The 17,991-nt window shown below is 63.7% G+C and carries 10 protein-coding genes and 1 pseudogene; 7 read left to right on the forward strand and 4 right to left on the reverse strand.

Annotated elements, in window-relative coordinates; genetic code table 11:
• Positions 1-115, forward strand: a pseudogene (locus tag DLM46_RS35845) (IS30 family transposase); the annotation flags it as partial.
• Between the two features lie 77 nt (positions 116-192).
• Here DLM46_RS35845 and DLM46_RS41045 read toward each other — a convergent pair.
• Both DLM46_RS41045 and DLM46_RS39205 read right to left on the reverse strand, forming a co-directional pair.
• Entirely contained in the window at positions 193-321 is a 129-nt protein-coding gene (locus DLM46_RS41045; protein WP_279635264.1) for a hypothetical protein, read from the reverse strand.
• 867 nt (positions 322-1,188) lie between these two features.
• On the reverse strand, positions 1,189-1,767 hold the full coding sequence (locus DLM46_RS39205) for a hypothetical protein (protein ID WP_133300435.1): 579 nt from the start codon (positions 1,765-1,767) through the stop codon (positions 1,189-1,191).
• A 666-nt stretch (positions 1,768-2,433) separates the two neighbouring features.
• Between DLM46_RS39205 and DLM46_RS35860 the strand changes: the two genes are divergently transcribed.
• Both DLM46_RS35860 and DLM46_RS35865 read left to right on the forward strand, forming a co-directional pair.
• Positions 2,434-3,816 (forward strand): ATP-dependent nuclease, encoded by a 1,383-nt coding sequence (locus DLM46_RS35860; protein WP_115109148.1) that lies wholly within the window; start codon positions 2,434-2,436, stop codon positions 3,814-3,816.
• A 458-nt stretch (positions 3,817-4,274) separates the two neighbouring features.
• The gene (locus tag DLM46_RS35865; protein ID WP_115109150.1) at positions 4,275-4,478 is read left to right on the forward strand and encodes a hypothetical protein; all 204 of its coding nucleotides are present in this window, start codon (positions 4,275-4,277) and stop codon (positions 4,476-4,478) included.
• 55 nt (positions 4,479-4,533) lie between these two features.
• On the opposite strand, the gene DLM46_RS35870 is transcribed toward DLM46_RS35865, so the two are convergent.
• The gene (locus DLM46_RS35870; protein WP_115109205.1) at positions 4,534-7,077 is read right to left on the reverse strand and encodes an FUSC family protein; all 2,544 of its coding nucleotides are present in this window, start codon (positions 7,075-7,077) and stop codon (positions 4,534-4,536) included.
• Positions 7,078-7,279: 202 nt separating this feature from the next.
• On the opposite strand from DLM46_RS35870, the gene recC reads away from it, so the two are divergent.
• Genes recC through DLM46_RS35885 form a run of 3 tightly spaced genes read left to right on the forward strand, consistent with a single transcriptional unit; the run spans position 7,280 to position 16,661 of the window.
• Entirely contained in the window at positions 7,280-10,657 is a 3,378-nt protein-coding gene (recC, locus tag DLM46_RS35875; protein ID WP_115109152.1) for an exodeoxyribonuclease V subunit gamma, read from the forward strand.
• A complete protein-coding gene (gene recB / locus DLM46_RS35880; protein ID WP_115109155.1) occupies positions 10,654-14,358 on the forward strand; it encodes an exodeoxyribonuclease V subunit beta in 3,705 nt (1,234 codons plus the stop codon). The genes recC and recB overlap by 4 nt, the downstream gene beginning before the upstream one ends.
• Positions 14,355-16,661, forward strand: a complete 2,307-nt coding sequence (locus DLM46_RS35885; RefSeq protein WP_115109157.1) for an AAA family ATPase — start codon at positions 14,355-14,357, stop codon at positions 16,659-16,661. The genes recB and DLM46_RS35885 overlap by 4 nt, the downstream gene beginning before the upstream one ends.
• Before the next feature lie 60 nt (positions 16,662-16,721).
• Here the strand turns inward: DLM46_RS35885 and DLM46_RS35890 are convergent, their stop codons facing one another.
• Positions 16,722-17,363: a VC0807 family protein gene (locus DLM46_RS35890; RefSeq protein WP_115109159.1), complete on the reverse strand. Its 642-nt coding sequence runs from the start codon at positions 17,361-17,363 to the stop codon at positions 16,722-16,724.
• A gap of 175 nt (positions 17,364-17,538) precedes the next feature.
• Here DLM46_RS35890 and arfB point away from each other — a divergent pair, with 175 nt between their 5' ends.
• Positions 17,539-17,943, forward strand: coding sequence for an alternative ribosome rescue aminoacyl-tRNA hydrolase ArfB (arfB, locus tag DLM46_RS35895; RefSeq protein ID WP_115109162.1), 405 nt, complete (start codon positions 17,539-17,541; stop codon positions 17,941-17,943).
• Positions 17,944-17,991 lie beyond the last annotated feature (48 nt).

Below are 17,991 nucleotides of genomic sequence, written 5' to 3' on the forward strand. Positions count from 1 at the left end.
TTCACAGGCTAAACTCAATGCCGTAGCGAGACGATTGAACGAGCGTCCGAGAAAAACCCTGAACTACGAAACGCCAGCCGAACGATTCCAGCAAACTATTGCATCCACCGGTTGAATCCGCCGATCGCAGCAGACGCATTTGCACGGCGCTACACGTAACTCTAGAAGAGTGCGTTGATCAACACACGGTAGCTACTGGCTTTTCAGATATTGAACGATAGCAGCTCGTTTATTGGCGTCGGGCACGGCCTCCCTCATTTTTCCTCCGGGCACATATTTTTGTGGCCTTTGCGCTTTACAGCCGTCCAGCAGCGCATCCATTAGCGCACAGTCCTCGTTTTCAGTAAGCGACTCGCCACGGCCGTTCGTGACTTTCACCCGCGCGTCGACAATTAACGTCTGCCCAAGCGAGCGGTCGGAACGGCAAGATAGCGACAAGATCCGCCCGGGCCATCTGCTCCGGCGCGGGTCACACCTGCATAGCCAAGGAGCCATGCAGTCAGCGTTGTTACGGCGCCTACACTAGCGGTTGGAAGCCTCGGTCTCAGATTTAGCCCGCTACACCCAGAGCCAGTCGCTGTGTCTAAACCCCATCTTGAACGCTGTTAGAAGCAACTGACGCCCAGCAATGGCTATGGTTGAATTACTAGGGTCGAACAGCACGTCAATCGTAACCTGACACGTTTCAATTGAGACGGTTATGTTGTGGACGAGGGTTAATGGAACTGCGCCGGCAACGGTCGATACCGACGTGGCGGTTCCTGCCGACAGCAGACCCGCAGAAACTGCCGACGCCGGCAACTGGAGGTAATCGGCGCCGGTGTCAACCAAGCACTTATGCGTAGGCGCCGGATTTATAGCGGCCGCTCCTCCGAGCAGGACGACATCCGCATATGGTCGATTGCCCGAATACGCAATTTGGTTTGGGAAAGCAATGTTAACAGTGCTCATTGGACGATAGGGAGCTGAGGAGCAAGGACAATTGTGACCTCGTCCAAAGAAACCCCGAGGTTCTGAAGATGAGTAATGACTTGGTTGTAGTCAGTACCCTCGGCTATTATCCCGCCAGCTGTCGCCGCCACCCATAGCCCAGGCCGAATCCGGTGCCAATTGTTGTCTATCCATATCGAGCCGGGATGTACCGACATGATGTTCACCGTAGCGGAAAATGGTTATGGCAATCGGGCGTCACACGTTGGCGCCTGAATCTTTACCAACGCCCTTGTTGGGATCAACGTGAACTCTGGGCTGTGGTGTAATCACGGGTCCTGGTGGAAGTCCTGCGGGCTTTCTGTCTTTCCTGGCTTCTTCTGCTGCTTTTTCCGCGATATGCAGCGCTTGAATTGGCGTACCTGTTGCTGCCTGCTGCGCTTTTTCAGTAGCTCCCGCTGCATCTAAGGCTTGGGTGGCGGCGACCCTCAACAGCTTCTTATCCACCTCATTCGACAACCAGCGAGCTCCCCCGAGTCCCACTAATATTGCTCCTGCCAGAGAGGAGACTGTCAAATTAACAGGTACTGCGTTAGGTGCGCCGGGTGTACCGAGCAGTGATGCGTTCGCACCAGCTCCGTAGAGACCCCATGAGATGGCGGCCGCCAAGGCGCCGATGAACATGTTCACGAGAAATCCGGGTCGATAAATTGTGGTCGCGGTGCCTGCGACTTTTTCGACCCTCGGCAACACCATCCCATTGTCCGAGAGGAAAGCATTCCCAAGACCGCCCACAGCACCGGCCAATGCGATGTACAACAAGACAGTTGTAACCATGGCCAGCTCCTCGCCGGAAGTGCCTCGGGGAACACTGATGCGAACTGCGCAAGAAGCAGTAAAGGACAAAGTTCTGAATACGGCTAGAAATTTTTTGCGCCTCCGCGCTCTTCTTTTCTTTCTTTATCCTTGCAAGATGGCGACTCATAGGCAGTCCCCCGCGCAAACACTTGCCGCCCACGAGCGAGATCCAGCGCTGCATGCTTCGGATTACCGCCCAACTCTTGTTTTTTTGCATCCGGATGCGGTGGCAATCGAGCGTCTGATGGCGTGCCAGCAGTGACTGGCAATGCGCGCCAAAATTCGTCATCGGAATGTGTCTCGCTTCGTATCGCGTGCGCCTGGACATGAATTCAGAGAGGGCCGAAGGGCTGTTATTTGCCGAGACCCCAGGAGCATGACCACCGAGGGAAGGTCCGTTACCTGAGCGGAGCCGACGCTCCAATGTCCGCGTGAATGCAGGGTGCGACGTCCGAACATGGCCGATCTGGGACGGGCGACGGCTGCGCAGCGACGCAATGACACGATGGTTTGGGGGTACGGGCACGCTCAATCGCATTTCACGTAAGGCGAATGTTGCCGCGGGAGCTGAGGCACAGGTACTCTATATACTAGCGAAGCTTTGTCAATTGCAACCCGAACTAACCGCTTTAGAAGGAAACTAGTGTGAGCATCGCGAATATTATAGATAATGCGAGATTTACAATTTTATTGGGGAAAAATGGTTCGGGAAAAAGCACCAAGTTACGAGCTTTCAAGACGAATCAGCCAAACGTAAAGTATGTATCTCCCGAACGCGGCGGGACATTGAAGTATGATCCCAATGTTGAAACCAACATTAGCAACATTCCAACATGGATTGACGACACAAGGCGCAGGAATAGACTTGAAATGTTCCGGGAGCAAAGCGCAGTGCAATTCCGCGCGCTAGAACTGTTAGTGTTGCGGGAAATCGAACGAGATAAAAGAGAGGATAAAACCTACAATTTTGATGTCATCCTTGACAAGATAAATAATCTTCTTCCAAAGATTTCGTTTGTGCGGACCGACCGAGGCTTCTCGATCTCGTCAAAATCTGGAGATCTCATCCCGGAAGATCAAATCTCTAGCGGCGAGGCAGAGACTATCGCGCTTGCGATTGAAGTTCTCGTTTTTTCTCGTCTGTCTGTCAAAGACAAGATACTGCTGCTGGACGAGCCGGACGTTCATCTTCATCCAGATCTTCAGCACCGTTTCGTAGCATTCCTTGAATCAGAAGCACAGGAAAAGGACATGCGTGTTGTAATTGCGACGCACAGCACGGCAGTGATCGGAGCGTTCTCTCCGGATGCAGATCTGCAAATATTACCTATCACCGGCCGTGAGCAGACTGAATTCAACTGCTTTAAGCGCTCAGCTGTTTGTGAGGAAGTCTTGCCGATTTTCGGGGCACACCCGTTGTCAAGTATGTTTAATAAATCGCCAATCGTTCTGGTCGAAGGAGAGGATGACAAACGAGTTCTTGAGCAGGTTATAAGATCCGGAAAAGGAAAGTTTATTTATTCACCTTGTGTCGTAGGTAGCGTAACCGAACTGGCTGAATGGGAGAAATGGCTCGACAAGATTATGCCGGCGATATATGACGAACCAGTCGCATACTCTTTGCGTGATTTGGACGACTCATCTCAAACGGAAATTGACGATGTTGGAATAATTTGCCGCGTAAGGTTGAATTGTTACGCCATTGAAAATTTGCTGTTAACCGACCAATGTATTCAAGAACATGGATTTTCAGCTGACTCTTTCAAGGGCGAGCTGGAGAAATGGCTTTCGCAAGCATCGGGGCACAAGTACGCGGATCAGCTCAAGGATTTATTGGGGAAATATGACGAACGGCGAACGGTAAAGATTAAGGATCTCAGAAATATCATCGTCGCGCTTCTCACCAACAAGCCTTGGGAAGTCGTCGTCGGACAACTCATTGCGAAGCATGCTGGCAAAACGGAACAGGGCCCGCACTCAATCTGCAACTACTTAGGAGCCAAAGCGCTAAATACAATATTTTCTTAGACTTTCGCGCCCCCGGCTAACTCGCGCATCGATGATCAAAGGCTAGCCCGGCGTCATGAGCGAACGTTGGCGAGCCGTGTCGAATGTCTCAAACTGGGCGATTGTCGTCGCATGAGTCATCGCAATCCGCGGCAAGGGGGCAGCGGTGCCACGGAGGTGCCATGCACGTGAATCCTGAGCCCAGGCAATTGATCTGAAAGAAAGTTTTGCTGAAATCGATCCGATCAAGTATTCGACGGCGTTGCCGGTGCGGCCCGCGGCCGTGACGGAAGGGCGTTAGCGCGCGGGCTCGCCGCTTGCCCTGTCTCGGAGGCAAGACGGCGGACCTGCCTCGCTAGACTGCGTGAGATCTGCTGAGCTTGCGTGCCGGCTGCAAGCCTTGTGCAAGCTCAGGGGGCGTAGAATGCCGCCTTCCCAGACATCACATTCGCGACTAACTCGCGAACCGAGCCCGCCTCATGAACAATCCACCGCGTAAGAAGAACCCGACTTTCGGCATTGCTGTTTTTATCGTGGTCGCGGTGTCGCTGGTGATCGCCACGCTGTTCTATAACGCCATCACGGAAAAGCGCGATTTCGACCGTCAGAACGCGCCGGCGCCTTCGATTGCATCGGACGCGGCCGCTGTCGTAGCCAAAGCGGCCGGCGGCGCTTCGCAATAACGCGCTGAGGGGCGGTGCGTCGTGCCGCGGCGGTCCGCCGTTGCCTTAAAAGGGCTTATTCCTCCGGCAGGCGAATCACGCTCGCATCCTTGCGGATCTGCGCGGATGCCGCCAGCATCTGCTTGCATTGATGCGCCAGCAATTTAAGGTCGTGCACGGCGTCCGCCGAATAGCCCGGCGATTTCTCCGCTTCGACCACCATCGCATCCAGCCCACGCGTCGACTGCCTGATCTGCTCGCCCTGATCGGCGGGCGGCGCGTTACCTGCCTCGGCTTCGGTCAGATTGTCGCGGACGATGCTCAGCGCGCGTTGCAGCGGCTGCAGCGAGACGCCTTCCGGTTGTTGCGCCGAGGTGCGCAGCAAGGGCGCCGCCACCGTGATCTGTGAGGCGAGCACGTGGCTGCGCACCAGCAAGCCGTTCAGTTCCGGCACGAACTTCTGCGCCGACCTGGGTTCCAGCATCATGCGCTGGAACGCCTGGCCGAGATTGGCAAACGCCACGTGGACGTTCTTGCGCGCGAGCCGGTAGCGATAGTCTCGATCGAGTGCGGTAGCGGCGGCCGCGGCGGCAGGAGACGCGGCAGTTGCTAGTTTGGCTGGGGTGGCGTTGACGGCGGCGGTGCCCGGATTTGCACCTCCGCTATTACCAGCGCCACTCACCGCACCTGCATTCGCACCTGCGCTCGCGCCAGAATTCGCACCGGCGTTCGCACCTGCACTCGCACCAGGATTCGCTCCAGCATTCGCACCATCGTTCGAACCAGCATTCACACCGACAACCGCCAGTGCCGGCGTGCCGAACCCGATCGCCGGGTCCGCCATTGCCGCGGCCGGCGCACGCGCGCCGGCTTCGGTCACGGTCGCCGCAACCGCAGCGGCTGGTTTACCGCTCCACCACCAGCTGGCTTCCAGATACTGGCGGGTCGCGTTGATCATGTTGTTGACGAGCTTGCCCATCAACCGGTATTCCCAGTACGGGAACAGATGGCTCGCCGCAATCGCGATTGCGCAGCCCACCACCGTATCGATGGCCCGTTCGCCGATGATGCGCATGCTGCCAGGCGCGAGCAGATGGAACATCAGCAACACATACGACGACGTGAACACCACGCTCGCGGTGTAATTGAACAGCAGCAGGCTGTAGCTCATCACCATTGACGCAAACATCACCACCAGCAGGATGTGCGGTTCCTTGACGAACGCTATCAACCCGATGCTGGCCGCGCAGCCGATCAGCGTGCCGACGATCCGCTGCCCGTTGCGCTGCTTGGTCAGCGAATAGCCGGGCTTCAGAATGATGACGGTGGTCATCACGATCCAGTAGGCATTGGTGAGCGGCAGCAGGCGGCCGAGCCAGAAACCGACCGCCACCGCAATCGTCACGCGCAGCGCGTGACGGAAGCTCGGCGAGGCCATCGTCAGATTCGAGAATATCTGCCCGAACGGCACGCGGCGGCTCGATACGAAGCGCGAAAGCGCCTGGTCGAGGCGCAGTTCGGTTTCGGTGACGCGGGCGTCGCTCGACAGGCTCTTGTGCATCTTGTCGATCAGCCGCGTCGCGCTCCAGATGCGCCGGAAAGTGGCGGACACCGCCGAGTAGGCCTCGGGGTTTCTGGACGGCAGATCCCGCTTGCGCATCAGTTCGATCTCGAACTCGATGGCGCGCAATTCGGCTTTCACATTCACGCGTGTACGCGGCGCCTGGTTTTGCAGCACCGCGAGCCCAATTTCTTCGAGGTCGGCCGCGGCTTTGCGAATCAGATCGCGATAGAACACCAGCAGATCGGAACCGCCGAACGTACTGCGCACCAGCGAGTAATCGGTATGCGTGCCGACAAACAGCTCATGCAGATCGACGGTGTTGATGAACAGATTGAACAGCATCGCGCGGCGCGGTTCGAGCCGGCCGGTTTTCAGCTTCGGCAGGTTGCGGAGCACGATGTCGCGCGCGGCATCCTGACGATCGACCGCGCCGATCTGCTTGTCGACCAGATTGCGATAACACTCGTCGAGATCGTTATCGAGATCGTAGAACGCCGCGCGCGCGAGCAGATAGTCCGCGCACGCGAACACGCTTTCGGCGAGCGCCTGCTGTTCGATGCGATGCATCATCCAGCGGCTCACGAAGGTCGACCAGTAGGTGTACCAGAGGCCGCCCACCAGAATCCACGACGCATTGACGAGCGCCTGCATCGGCGTGAAATGCTCTTCGAGCGTCATGATCATCATGAAGAGCGTGGCGAAGCTGATCTGCGGCCAGCGGTTGCCATACACGACGATCAGCGACAGCACGAAAGTCAGCGGTACGACCGTGCACCACAGCGCCACCGAGTTGACGGTGGCGAGGCCGGTGGCGAGTGCGGACAGGAAGCCGATCACGCTGCACGCCAGCATTTCGTTGTGCTTGTACTTGAGCGGTCCCGGCATATCGACCACGCACGCGCCGAGCGCGCCGGTCGCGATCGTGAAGCCGAGCTCGCGATCGTTAAATACGATCAGGCACAGTACAGCCGGTAATGACACGCCGACTGCGATGCGCAGGCCGCCATAAAAGTACTGGCTATAGAGGAATTTTTTTATCTCGACCGAATAGCGCATCGACTGCCTGAATTCCATTCACAGAGAAAACAGCGGTTGAAGGGACAGACCCAAACTGCCGTCGAGTCTAACTGATTTTGTCGGCGATCCGACCTCGTCCGTTTGGCCGGGTTATGCCCTGGTAGCGCGTTTGTTATGCTGTCGCCTCAATGTCTGTTGCGGCTCGATTGTTCCGTTCGCGCCGCGCGCTTACCCCGACTCCATGCTCCAGCTCTTCTACTCGAACCGCTACGAAACCCTTGTCGGCGCGTTGCTCGACGACCTGGCACAAGCGCCGTCCGATCCCTGGGCCGCGCAGCCCGTCATCGTTCCGAGCGCGGCGGTGCGGCGCCGGCTCGAGCTCGATATCGCGGCTCGCCAGGGTATTTGCGCAAATGTAGATTTTAGTTACCTCGCGCAATGGCTGTGGACGCAGATCGGCGGTGTGATCGAGGTGCCGAAGTATTCGCCGTTCGCACCCGACCGGCTCGTATGGCGTTGCTACCGGCTGCTGGGGGAGGAAGACGCCGCGCTGCCGTGGAACGCATCGCCGCGCCTGCGCACGTATCTCGATGCGGCCGATGCGTCGATGCGCTACGAGCTGGCGCGGCGCGTGGCCACCGTGCTGGACCACTATCTGACTTATCGCCCGGAGTGGCTGCTGCAATGGCAGAAGGGCGGTTCGATCTTCGCCGGCGGCGCCGCGCACGACGCCGGCCCGCGTCTGATTGGCGCGAGCGAAGCGGCACGCGAAGACGAGCGCTGGCAAGCCGCGCTGTGGCGTGCGGTGCTCGCCGAGGTGGCGGGCGATGCGCAAACGCCCGCGGCCGCATTGCCGCCCGCCTATCGTTTTCTCGACGAGATCGGCGCGCTCGATCTCGAAGCGATTTCGAACGCGCAGTGGCCCGAAGCCGTCAACGTGTTTGCGCTGCCGACCATGCCGCCGCTGCATGTCGCGTTGCTGCGCGAACTGTCGCGCTGGGTCGATGTGCGTCTGTACGTGATGAACCCGTGCCGCGAGTTCTGGTTCGATGTCGTCAGTGCGGGGCGCGTCGAAGCGCTCGACGCGGCCGGTCAGCTCGACTATCAGGAAGTCGGCCATCCGTTGCTGGCGGAGTGGGGCCGCCAGACCCAGGCGCAACTGCACATGCTGCACGAGTTGACGGAGAGCGCCGCGTCCGGCGAGACCGGCGACTTCACCGAAAACCCCGCGCCGAGCTGGCTCGCCGCCGTGCAGAACGGCATTCTCGATCTGCGAAAGGAAACGGACACCGACGAGCTGCCCGTCGAGCGCGGTATCGAGGTGCACGTGTGTCATAGCCTGTCGCGGCAACTGGAAGTGCTGCATGACCGCCTGCTCGGATGGTTCGACGAGTTCGACGATCTGCAGCCGTCCGACGTGCTGGTCGCCGTGTCCGATCTCGCCGCGGCCGGGCCGCTGATCGATGCGGTGTTCGGCACTGCGCCGGCCGGCGATACGCGCCGCATCCCGTATCGGATCACGGGGCTGCCGCCTTCGCAGGCGAATCCGGTGGCCCGCCTGCTGCTCGACTGGCTGGCGCTGCCGGAGCGCAGCGTCGGTGCGCCCGATCTGATCGAATGGCTGCGTGTGGATGCCGTCGCGGCCCGCTATGGGATCGACGCAGGCGCGCTCGAAGCCGCGCAGGAATGGCTCGCGGCAGCCGGCGCGCGGCGCGGCCTTGCGCCGGTCGAGCCGACCGGCGCACACGTGCCGGTCGCGCGCCACACCTTCGCCGACGCGCTCACGCGCTTGTACCTCGGCTACGCGATGCCGGACGGCGGCGAGCCGGTCGACGCGTGGCTGCCGGTCGAAGGCGCGGACGGCTCGGACGCCGAACTGCTGGGCCGGCTGTCGCGTTTCGTCGATGACATCGACACTTTCGCGCAGCGTTGCGCGGTCGAACAAACGCCTGCCGAATGGACGCAACTGCTGCTCGGAACGCTCGTGCAGTGTTTCGACGGCGGGGTGGAGTTCGCCGATTCGCTGGCCGCCGTGCGCGACGCGATCGACAAGATGGGCGACGCGATGGAGGCCGGCGCGCAAGACGTGGCGCTGCCGGCCGCCGTGGTGCGCGGCGCACTCACCGAAGCGCTCGACGACCCGGCGCGCGGCGGCGTGCCTTGGGGCAGCGTCACGTTCTCGTCGCTGACCAGTTTGCGTGGCTTACCGTATCGCATCGTCTGTCTGCTCGGCATGGACGATGGCGTGCTGCCGAGTCTCGCGCGCGCCGACGAATTCGACCTGATGGCCGCCTTCGGCAAAGCCGGCGACCGGCAACGCCGCGACGACGAGCGCAACCTGTTCCTCGATCTTTTGCTGGCCGCGCGCGACCGTCTGTTCATCGCCTATACGGGCCGCAACATTCGCGACAATGCACCGTTGCCGCCGGCCGCGCTGGTGGACGAATTGCTCGACCATCTCGCGCAGGTATCGGCGGGCGAAGACACGAGCCCCGCGCAGATCGAAGCCGCGCGGCATGCGTTTATCGTCGACCATCCGTTGCAGGCCTTCGCGTCGGACTATTTTTCGGCGCAGCGCGGGCTCTTCACCTACGACACCGATCGTGCGGAACTGGCGAGTTTGCTGGCGGCGCCGCAAGCGCCTCCGGCTGCGCCGTTCTTCGATCGACCGTTGCCGGCCGAAGACGCCGCTCCGGTTGCCTTCGACGAATTCGTGCGTTTCTGGCGTCATCCGGCGCGTGCGCTGCTGCGCGACCGGCTGGGTATCGTGTTGTCGGAGGCGCAGGGCGAACTGCTCGACACCGAGCCGTTCGAACTCGACTATGCGGGCCGTGACGCATTGGCTGAGCGTCTCTTGCCGGTGCTGCTCGACAGCGATCTCGAAGACGATGACGGCGTGTTCGAACGCGTGCGCCGCGTCGCCGAAGCGAGTCCCGAGCTGCCGGGCGGCGCGACCGGCGCTGTGTGGCGCTCACGGGAACTGGGCGCGCTGCGCCAGCTCGCGGACAGCGTGCGCCGCGCGGTGGCCTCAGGTGTCGAACGCTTGCCGTTCCTGCTCGATATCGCGCCGCGCTGGCCCGACAGCGCTGACATGGCGGATACGCTCTTCGGCCCGCATGATGCGGCACTTTGCCATGCCGCCGACACCCCTTTGCAGCTGCACGGCACCTTGAATTTGCTGACCGAAACAGGCCAGGTGATGTTCCGCTACGCCAAACCCACCGCGCGCGACTACCTGTCCACATGGCTCGCGCATCTGGTCTATTGCGCGGCGCTGCCCTCAGGCCCGCGCCGCACGGTCTGGCATGGCAGCGACGAGAGTTTCGAGTTCACGCCGGTTGCTGCGCCGCTCGATCAACTGGCGCCGCTCGCCGCCTTGTTCAGAGCGGGGCGCAGGTTGCCGCTGCGCTTTTTCCCGAAGAGCGCCTGGGCCAAGGTCAGCGAGAGCGACTCCGCCGCCCAGGGCGTGTGGATCAACGACCGTGTGCGCGGCGAATCCGACGACCCGGCCTTGCGCATCGCGCTGCGCGGCACGCCGCTCACGCTCGACGAACCGTTCGGGAGCCTCGCGTCGATCGTCTTCAAGCCGCTCGTCCAGCACCTGCGGAGCGCATCATGAGCGACGCGCTTCGGAACGACGCGCTGGCCGCCGAGGAACTCGACGTTTTCGCCTGTTCGCTCGACGGCGTCAACCAGATCGAGGCGTCGGCGGGAACCGGCAAGACCTGGAACATCTGCGCGCTGTACGTGCGGCTGCTGCTCGAAAAGAACCTCAACGCCGATCAGATTCTCGTCGTCACGTTTACCAAGGCGGCGACCGCCGAATTGCACGAGCGGATTCGCGGCCGGCTCGCGGAACTGCACCGGGCCATCGAAGCCGATGACGACGGCGGCGATCCGTTCATCAAGCGCCTCTTTGAGACGACCCTGGCGCCGCAGCGGGGTATCGGGCGCGAGGACGCCTTGAAGCGGGTGCGCCGGGCGCTGCGCACCTTCGACCAGGCCGCGATTCACACGATCCACGCGTTCTGTCAGCGCGCGTTGCAGGAAGCGCCGTTCGCCGCCGCCATGCCATTCGCGTTCGGGATGGAAGCTGACGACGCCGCACTGCGTTTCGACATGGCCGCCGACTTCTGGCGTGAGCAAGTGGAACCGGTGGCGCATGCGCATCCCGCGTTTGCCACATGGCTGGTGGCGAGGCGCGCCGGCCCCGCGTCGTTCGACGAACAACTCGCGCGGCGTCTGAAAAAGCCGCTCGCGCAATTGCGCTGGGGCAGTGTCGGTGCAGACGGAGGCGCTGCCGATCCGCAGGCGGGTTTCGACGCCGCCAGCGAGGTCTGGCACGCGCAGCGCGACGCGATCGTCAGTTTGCTGGCTCAGGCGCAGGACCGTCTGAGCAAGACCTCGCACAAGTCTGAGGCCGTCAGCGCCGCGATTCAGGCGTGGGCCGACTACTTCGCGCAGGGCGATCCCCATGCGCCGCCGCCGCGCGCCGCGTTGAAGCTGACGGCTTCCGCGTTGAAGAAGGCCACCAAGGTCAAGTTCGAACCGCCCGAGCATCCGTTCTTCGTGCATGCCGACGAACTGGCCGCGGCGGTGGCCGCGGCCGAAGCCGCGCAACGCGCGCGCTGGCTCGAACTCGTGCAGGTCTGGCTCGACTACGCGCCCGCCGAACTGGTGGCGCGCAAGCGCACACGCCGCGTGGTGTCGTTCGACGATCTGCTGTCCAATCTGTATCGCGCGCTCGCCGCGCATCCGTGGCTTGCCGACGCTTTGCGCACGCGCTATCCGGCGGCGCTGATCGACGAGTTTCAGGACACCGATCCGCTGCAGTTCGCGATCTTCAGCCGCATCTTCGCGCCGGGCGGGCCGCTGTTCCTGGTCGGCGACCCGAAGCAGGCGATCTACAGCTTTCGCGCGGCGGACCTGCATACCTATCTGGCGGCGCGCGCGGCGGCTTCGGCGTGCTACACGCTGGCCGTCAATCAGCGCTCGACCGCACCCATCGTCGAGGCCTGCAATCGTCTGTTCGAAGCCAACCCGCAGGCATTCGTGCTAGACGGGCTCGGCTATCAGCCGGTGCGCGCGGGCGAGCGGCGCCGCCCGCCGCTGTCCGATCCCGAGGCGAACGCGGGCGACTTCCGGATCTGGACCTTGCCGCAAGCCGACACCGCGTTGACCAAACGCGAAGCTCAGCGCGCGGCGAGCGAAGCATGCGCCGCCGAGATCGTGCGGCTCCTGCGCGGCGCGCGCGAAGGCACGGTGACGATCGGCGACGCGCCGCTCGCGCCGGGCAACATTGCGGTGCTGGTGCAAACGCATAAGCAGGGCAGTCTGATCAAACGCGTGCTGGCGGCATGGGGCGTGGGCAGTGTGGAACTGGCGCAGGCCTCGGTGTTCGCCACGCTCGACGCCGAGCAGATCGAGCGCGTGCTGGCCGCCGTCGATACACCAGGCGATCTGCGCCGCTTGCGCGCCGCGCTCGCCACCGATTGGCTGGGCCTCGACGCCGCCGCGCTGTGGGCTCTGGAGCAGGTTGCCGACGCGCCCGCACCGGCCGACGATCCCGCGCACGCCGCCGACGCAATGGGCTGGGTCGAGCGTTTTTCGCGCTATCGCACGTTGTGGCATGAGCGCGGCTTCGCGGTGATGTGGCGCACGCTGATGCGCGAATTGCGGGTCGCGCAGCGGCTGGTTGCCGGACCCGACGGCGAGCGGCGTCTGACGAACGTGAATCATCTGGCCGAACTCGTGCAGGCGCGTGCCGCCACGCAGCCGGGCATCGCGCCCACGTTGCGCTGGCTGGCCGCGCAACGCGAGCAAGGCGGCGGTGAAGACGCGCAATTGCGGCTCGAGTCGGATCGCAACCTTGTGCAGATCGTCACCGTCCACAAATCGAAAGGGCTCGAATATGCGGTCGTGTTCTGTCCGTTTCTGAACGACGGCGCGCTGCGCGATCCACCGTCGTCGGGTCTGCCCGATGCGCGCGAGTATCACGATGAAACGGGCGACGCGGTGCTGCACTACGGCTGCGATGATGACGAAGCCGAGCGCGCGTCCCGTTACGCGGCTCGCGAACAGGCGGCCGAGCGGGCGCGGCTCGTCTATGTGGCGCTGACACGCGCGGTGTATCGCTGCTACCTGGTTGCCGGCACGTACTTGTCGTCGCGCTCCACCAGGGAGTCGCGGCGCAGCGTGCTGAACTGGCTGGTGGGCGGCAGCGGGCACGGCTTCGACGACTGGCTCACCGATCCGCCCGACGAGGCCGCATTGTCCGCCCGATGGCAGGCGCTGGCCGGCGGCCCGATTGCGCTGCAAGCCTTGCCCAAGGTCGAGCGCCGCGTGCCGCTGGAAAGCCTGCAGGACAGCGGCGCGCGGATGCAGGCGCGCGTCAGTCGCCGGCCGCTGCGCGATCAGTGGCGCATGGCGAGCTTCAGCGGCCTGATCGCCGCCGGCAGCAAAGTCGAAGACATGCAGGCGCCGGCCGAAGAGGTGCGGCCCGACCACGATGAGATTGCCGACGCGCTCGCGCCTGCGGCGCTGTCAGCTCCAGTGTCAGCGCCGCAAGCGCCGTCCCACGCAGCGGACGACATTCTTGCGTTTCCGCGCGGCGCGGCGGCGGGCGACTGTCTGCACCGGATGTTCGAACTCGCGGATTTCACCGAGCCGCACACGTGGCCGGACGCGATCCGGGGCGCGTTGCGCGAGCGCCCGGCGCCGGCCGTGCCGGAACTCGCAGCGCGCTTGCCCGCGATGATGCATAAGCTGATCGCCGATGTGGTGTCGACCGAACTGCTGCCCGGCATGGCGCTCGCGCAACTGAATCCGCGGCGGCGGCTGAACGAGCTCGAGTTTCTGTTTGCGGCGCCGTCGCTCGATTTTCCCGCCTTGCGCGAGTTGCTGGTCGAGCGTGGATATCCCGACGTCGCATTGGAGCCGGGCGTGTTGCGCGGTTTCGTCAAAGGATTTATCGACATGATCGTCGAGCACGACGGACGTTTCTGGATCGTCGACTGGAAGTCGAACCATCTGGGCGACACCGCCGCCGACTACGCCGCGGCACCGCTCGAAGCGGCCATGACGAGCCACGCGTATCACTTGCAGGCGCTGCTTTATACGGTTGCGCTGCATCGCTATCTGAAAACACGGGTGCGCGACTACGCGTACGACACGCACATCGGCGGCTATCTGTATCTGTTCGTGCGCGGCGTGCGTCCGCAGTGGCGCGACGCCGATGGACCGGCTGGCGTGCACATGCGCCGGCCCGCATTCGAGCTGGTCGCGTTGCTCGACGCGGCGATGATCGGAGGTGCGGCATGAGCACCTTCGACCCGACGCCGCCGGCGCCGCTGTCGCTCGACGATATCGAGGTGAACGCGCCCGCACCGGCCGATTTCAGCACCGCGCTCGCCGACGGGTTCGCCCGCCGCATCGGTGCGCTGGCGCGGCGTAGCGGCGCGTCCGCAGAGGCTGCGAAGTGGGCTGCGCGTGCGGCTTTCGCCGCGAGCCGCGCGACTGCCGAAGGGCACGTTTGCGTGCTGCTTACAGTGCTCGCGCGGCGTTTCGAGGCGTCGAGCGCCGAGGTGCGCGCGGCGCTCTTCGCCAGCGGCATGGTCAGCGACGGTTCGCCGAGCGCGGCGGCATTGCGGCCCCTGGTGATCGATGGACAAGGGCGGCTTTATCTCGCGCGCTACTACGATTACGAGCGGCGACTTGCGCGCTCGCTGGTCGCGCATGCTGGGGCAGATACGGGTGTTGAGGCGCAGCAGCGTGCGGGCGGGCGAAGTGACATAGCGCAGGCGCAAGGCGCGGCTCCTGCTTCTGGGTCAACGCGCACCGACACCGGCACCGGCACGGACACCGGCACCGGCACCGGCACCGGCACGGACGCCGACGCCGATGCACAGCCGCAGACGCGATCGGCCACAACCGCGCAAACCCTGCGCGATCGGCTGCTGCGTTACTTCGGCCCGCCGCGGGACGACGCGATCGACTGGCAGCGTGTCGCCGCGGTAATGGCATTGTCCGGACGGCTCACGATCGTCAGCGGCGGTCCGGGCACCGGCAAGACCACTACCGTGGTCGGCGTGCTGGCTTGCCTGCTGGATGCACGCGCGGATCTGCGCATTGCGCTGGCCGCGCCGACCGGCAAGGCGGCCCAGCGGATGCAGGAAGCCCTGCTCGCGCGCGCCGGCGATTTGCCGCCGGAACTCGCCGCGCGGCTGCCGCAGACCTCGTACACGTTGCATCGGTTGCTGGGTTCCGGGCCGGGCGGGCGCTTCCGGCATCACCGCGACAATCCGCTGCCTTACGACGTGGTCGTGATCGACGAGGCATCGATGATCGACGTCGCGATGGCGGCGCATCTTTTCGATGCCGTTGCGCCGCGCACGCGTCTCGTGATGCTCGGCGACAAGGACCAGCTGGCGGCCGTCGAGGCCGGCGCGGTGTTCGCTGAGCTCAGCGCGCGGCCGGCTTTCACGCGCACAGGGCTGCAGCGGATCGCCGACGCGCTCGGTACCGAAGCGGCGCGGCTCGCGCAGGCATTGCCGGGGGCGCCGGGCGGTTTCGATGCGGGACCCGGTGACCTCCTCGCGCATGCGGGCGCACCGGACGGCGCCGATCCGTCATCGCCCGACCTGTTCGCCTACGCGGACCAACCCGGCGTCTTCGGCGGGCCGCCCGACGATCTGTTCGCAAACGCAAACGCAAACGCAAACGCAAACGCAAACGCAAACGCAAACGCAAACGCAAACGCAAACGCGTCGGCGCCCGCATCGGCATTGCCCGCGCAGAGCCCGCTTGCAGACAGCGTGGTCTGGCTCGAACGCAACTACCGATTCGGTCTCGAATCGCCGATCGGGCGCTTATCGCTCGCGATCCGCAACGGCGCCGCCGAGGCGGCGCTCGACGTGTTGCGCGTCGATCCTGCTGAACCCTGCGCCGCTGCGCTGCACGAAGACACGCATGCGACGCTGGCCGAGCGCACCGTCGCGCGTCTTGCCGCGGGCTTTGCGCCGTATGCCGATGCGCTTGCCGCGGCGCTTGCAGCAGGTACACCGGATCCGCTGCCGCTCTTCGATGCGTTGAACCGTTTTCGCATCCTGTGCGCGACCCGCTCGGGGCCACGTGGCGTCGATCAGGTGAATGCGTCGATGGCCGCGCAGGTGCGGCGCACGGCGGGCGTGACATTGGCGGTCGGTGCACAGTGGTTCGCCGGCCGGCCGGTGATGGTGACGCGCAACGACTACGCGCTCGGTCTGTTCAACGGCGATATCGGGATTGCGCTGCCGGGCGCCGGCGGCGCATTGCGGGTGTACTTCCGCACCGGTGACGGTGGTGTGCGCGCCGTCTCGCCGGCGGCGCTCCCGCCGCACGACACCGCCTTCGCGCTGACGGTTCACAAGTCGCAGGGCTCGGAATTCGAACACGCGGTGTTGATGCTGCCGTCGGTGTTCAGCCGGGTGTTGTCGCGCGAGCTGGTTTATACGGCGATTACCCGCGCGCGCGAGCGGGTCGAAGTGGTCGGCGCGCGTGCCGTGCTGGCCCAGGCCATCGCGACGCCCACACAGCGCGACTCGGGACTGGCCGCACGAATAACCGAGGCGTGGCGCGGCGCATAGAGGGAAGATGGCGCGCGCAATCAGGACGGCGCTGTAAGGACGATCAAGGCGGCGTGCCGCTCAGTTCGCGATACCGCCCGGCTGCATATGCGCCTCGGCCCGGCTGCGCATGGTCTTGCGGTACCACAGCGTCCACAGCGTCAGCCCGCCGTAGATGCCGTAGCCGATGAACGGCGAAATCACCAGGAAACGCTCGATCGGCCAGGTAAGGGCCATCCACGCGCGCAGCGCCGTTTCGCCGGTCAGGCCGACGCCCCAGACCAGCGTCATCAGCCGCAGCGAAGCGGCGAGAGCAGGGCGCTCGCGCCACAAGGCCTCGAAGTGGGCGGCGCCGCCTTCCATTTCACGGGCGACGGTGGCGCGCGCAAGATAGAAGATCAGCGGGCGGCGCATCGGCAAGGACAGCAGAAACACCACGCCCACCGCGCCGGACACCAGCGACTCACGCAGCAACAGCATCCGCGGACTGCCGCCCAGCGCCATCGCCGCGATCGACAGCAGGATGCCCGCCACGACTATCACGCTCAGCGCGTCGACGCGGCGGAATCGCGCCAGCTCGATCAGGCTCCAGATCATCGGCGGCACGGCGGACGCGATCAGCGCGCCCGTCTCGCCCAGATGAGGCAGCGCGAACCGGTAAGCGAGCCACGGCAGCAGGAAGTTGACGGCCAGTTCCAGTACAAAATCCGGGCGGAGCTTCATATTGATTTACGCTGTAAGCGGAAAATGGCAGTATCGATGAACAGGTTGTTCGCACGCAAATAGTTTTTCGCATCGGCGGGCGCGGCCGATAGCGGTTGGGTCGGCGGCGGTAGTCGGTAGTCGGCGGTCGGCAGCGCCCTGTGTACACTTGCATTTCCCGGCCCTTTATTGCGTTATGACTTCCCGTTATCCGATCCCGCCGAATGAAATCGAGTTGACCGCAGTGCGTGCGCAAGGGGCGGGCGGTCAGAACGTCAACAAGGTGTCGAGCGCCATCCATCTGCGTTTCGACGTCCAGGCTTCGTCGCTGCCCGAGGTGCTGAAAATGCGCCTGCTTGCGCTGTCCGATCATCGGCTCACGCGCGACGGCGTCGTGATCATCAAGGCGCAGGAGCATCGCACCCAGGAGATGAACCGCGCGGCGGCACTCGCGCGGCTCGATGAACTGATCGAAAGCGTCAGCGTGACGCGCAAGCCGCGCGTCCCAACCCGGCCGACGCGCGCGTCGAATCTGCGCCGCCTCGACGGCAAGGCGAAGCGCGGCGAGATCAAATCCGGCCGCGGCCGGGTGGTCGACTGAAGGAACTGGAAAATCCGCTGGTGTGGGCGATCACGCCGGCATAAAACG

It is taken from the genome of Paraburkholderia lacunae (assembly GCF_003353175.1).
Lineage (GTDB): Bacteria > Pseudomonadota > Gammaproteobacteria > Burkholderiales > Burkholderiaceae > Paraburkholderia > Paraburkholderia lacunae.

What these genes read in the sequence shown, in the direction of transcription:
- arfB (WP_115109162.1), top strand. Translation starts at nt 17,539, where the DNA reads ATGACTTCCCGTTATCCGATCCCGCCGAATGAAATCGAGTTGACCGCA.
- DLM46_RS35885 (WP_115109157.1), top strand. Translation starts at nt 14,355, where the DNA reads ATGAGCACCTTCGACCCGACGCCGCCGGCGCCGCTGTCGCTCGACGAT.
- DLM46_RS41045 (WP_279635264.1), bottom strand. Translation starts at nt 321, where the DNA reads ATGGATGCGCTGCTGGACGGCTGTAAAGCGCAAAGGCCACAAAAATAT.
- DLM46_RS35865 (WP_115109150.1), top strand. Translation starts at nt 4,275, where the DNA reads ATGAACAATCCACCGCGTAAGAAGAACCCGACTTTCGGCATTGCTGTT.
- recC (WP_115109152.1), top strand. Translation starts at nt 7,280, where the DNA reads ATGCTCCAGCTCTTCTACTCGAACCGCTACGAAACCCTTGTCGGCGCG.
- DLM46_RS39205 (WP_133300435.1), bottom strand. Translation starts at nt 1,767, where the DNA reads ATGGTTACAACTGTCTTGTTGTACATCGCATTGGCCGGTGCTGTGGGC.
- DLM46_RS35870 (WP_115109205.1), bottom strand. Translation starts at nt 7,077, where the DNA reads ATGCGCTATTCGGTCGAGATAAAAAAATTCCTCTATAGCCAGTACTTT.
- recB (WP_115109155.1), top strand. Translation starts at nt 10,654, where the DNA reads ATGAGCGACGCGCTTCGGAACGACGCGCTGGCCGCCGAGGAACTCGAC.
- DLM46_RS35890 (WP_115109159.1), bottom strand. Translation starts at nt 17,363, where the DNA reads ATGAAGCTCCGCCCGGATTTTGTACTGGAACTGGCCGTCAACTTCCTG.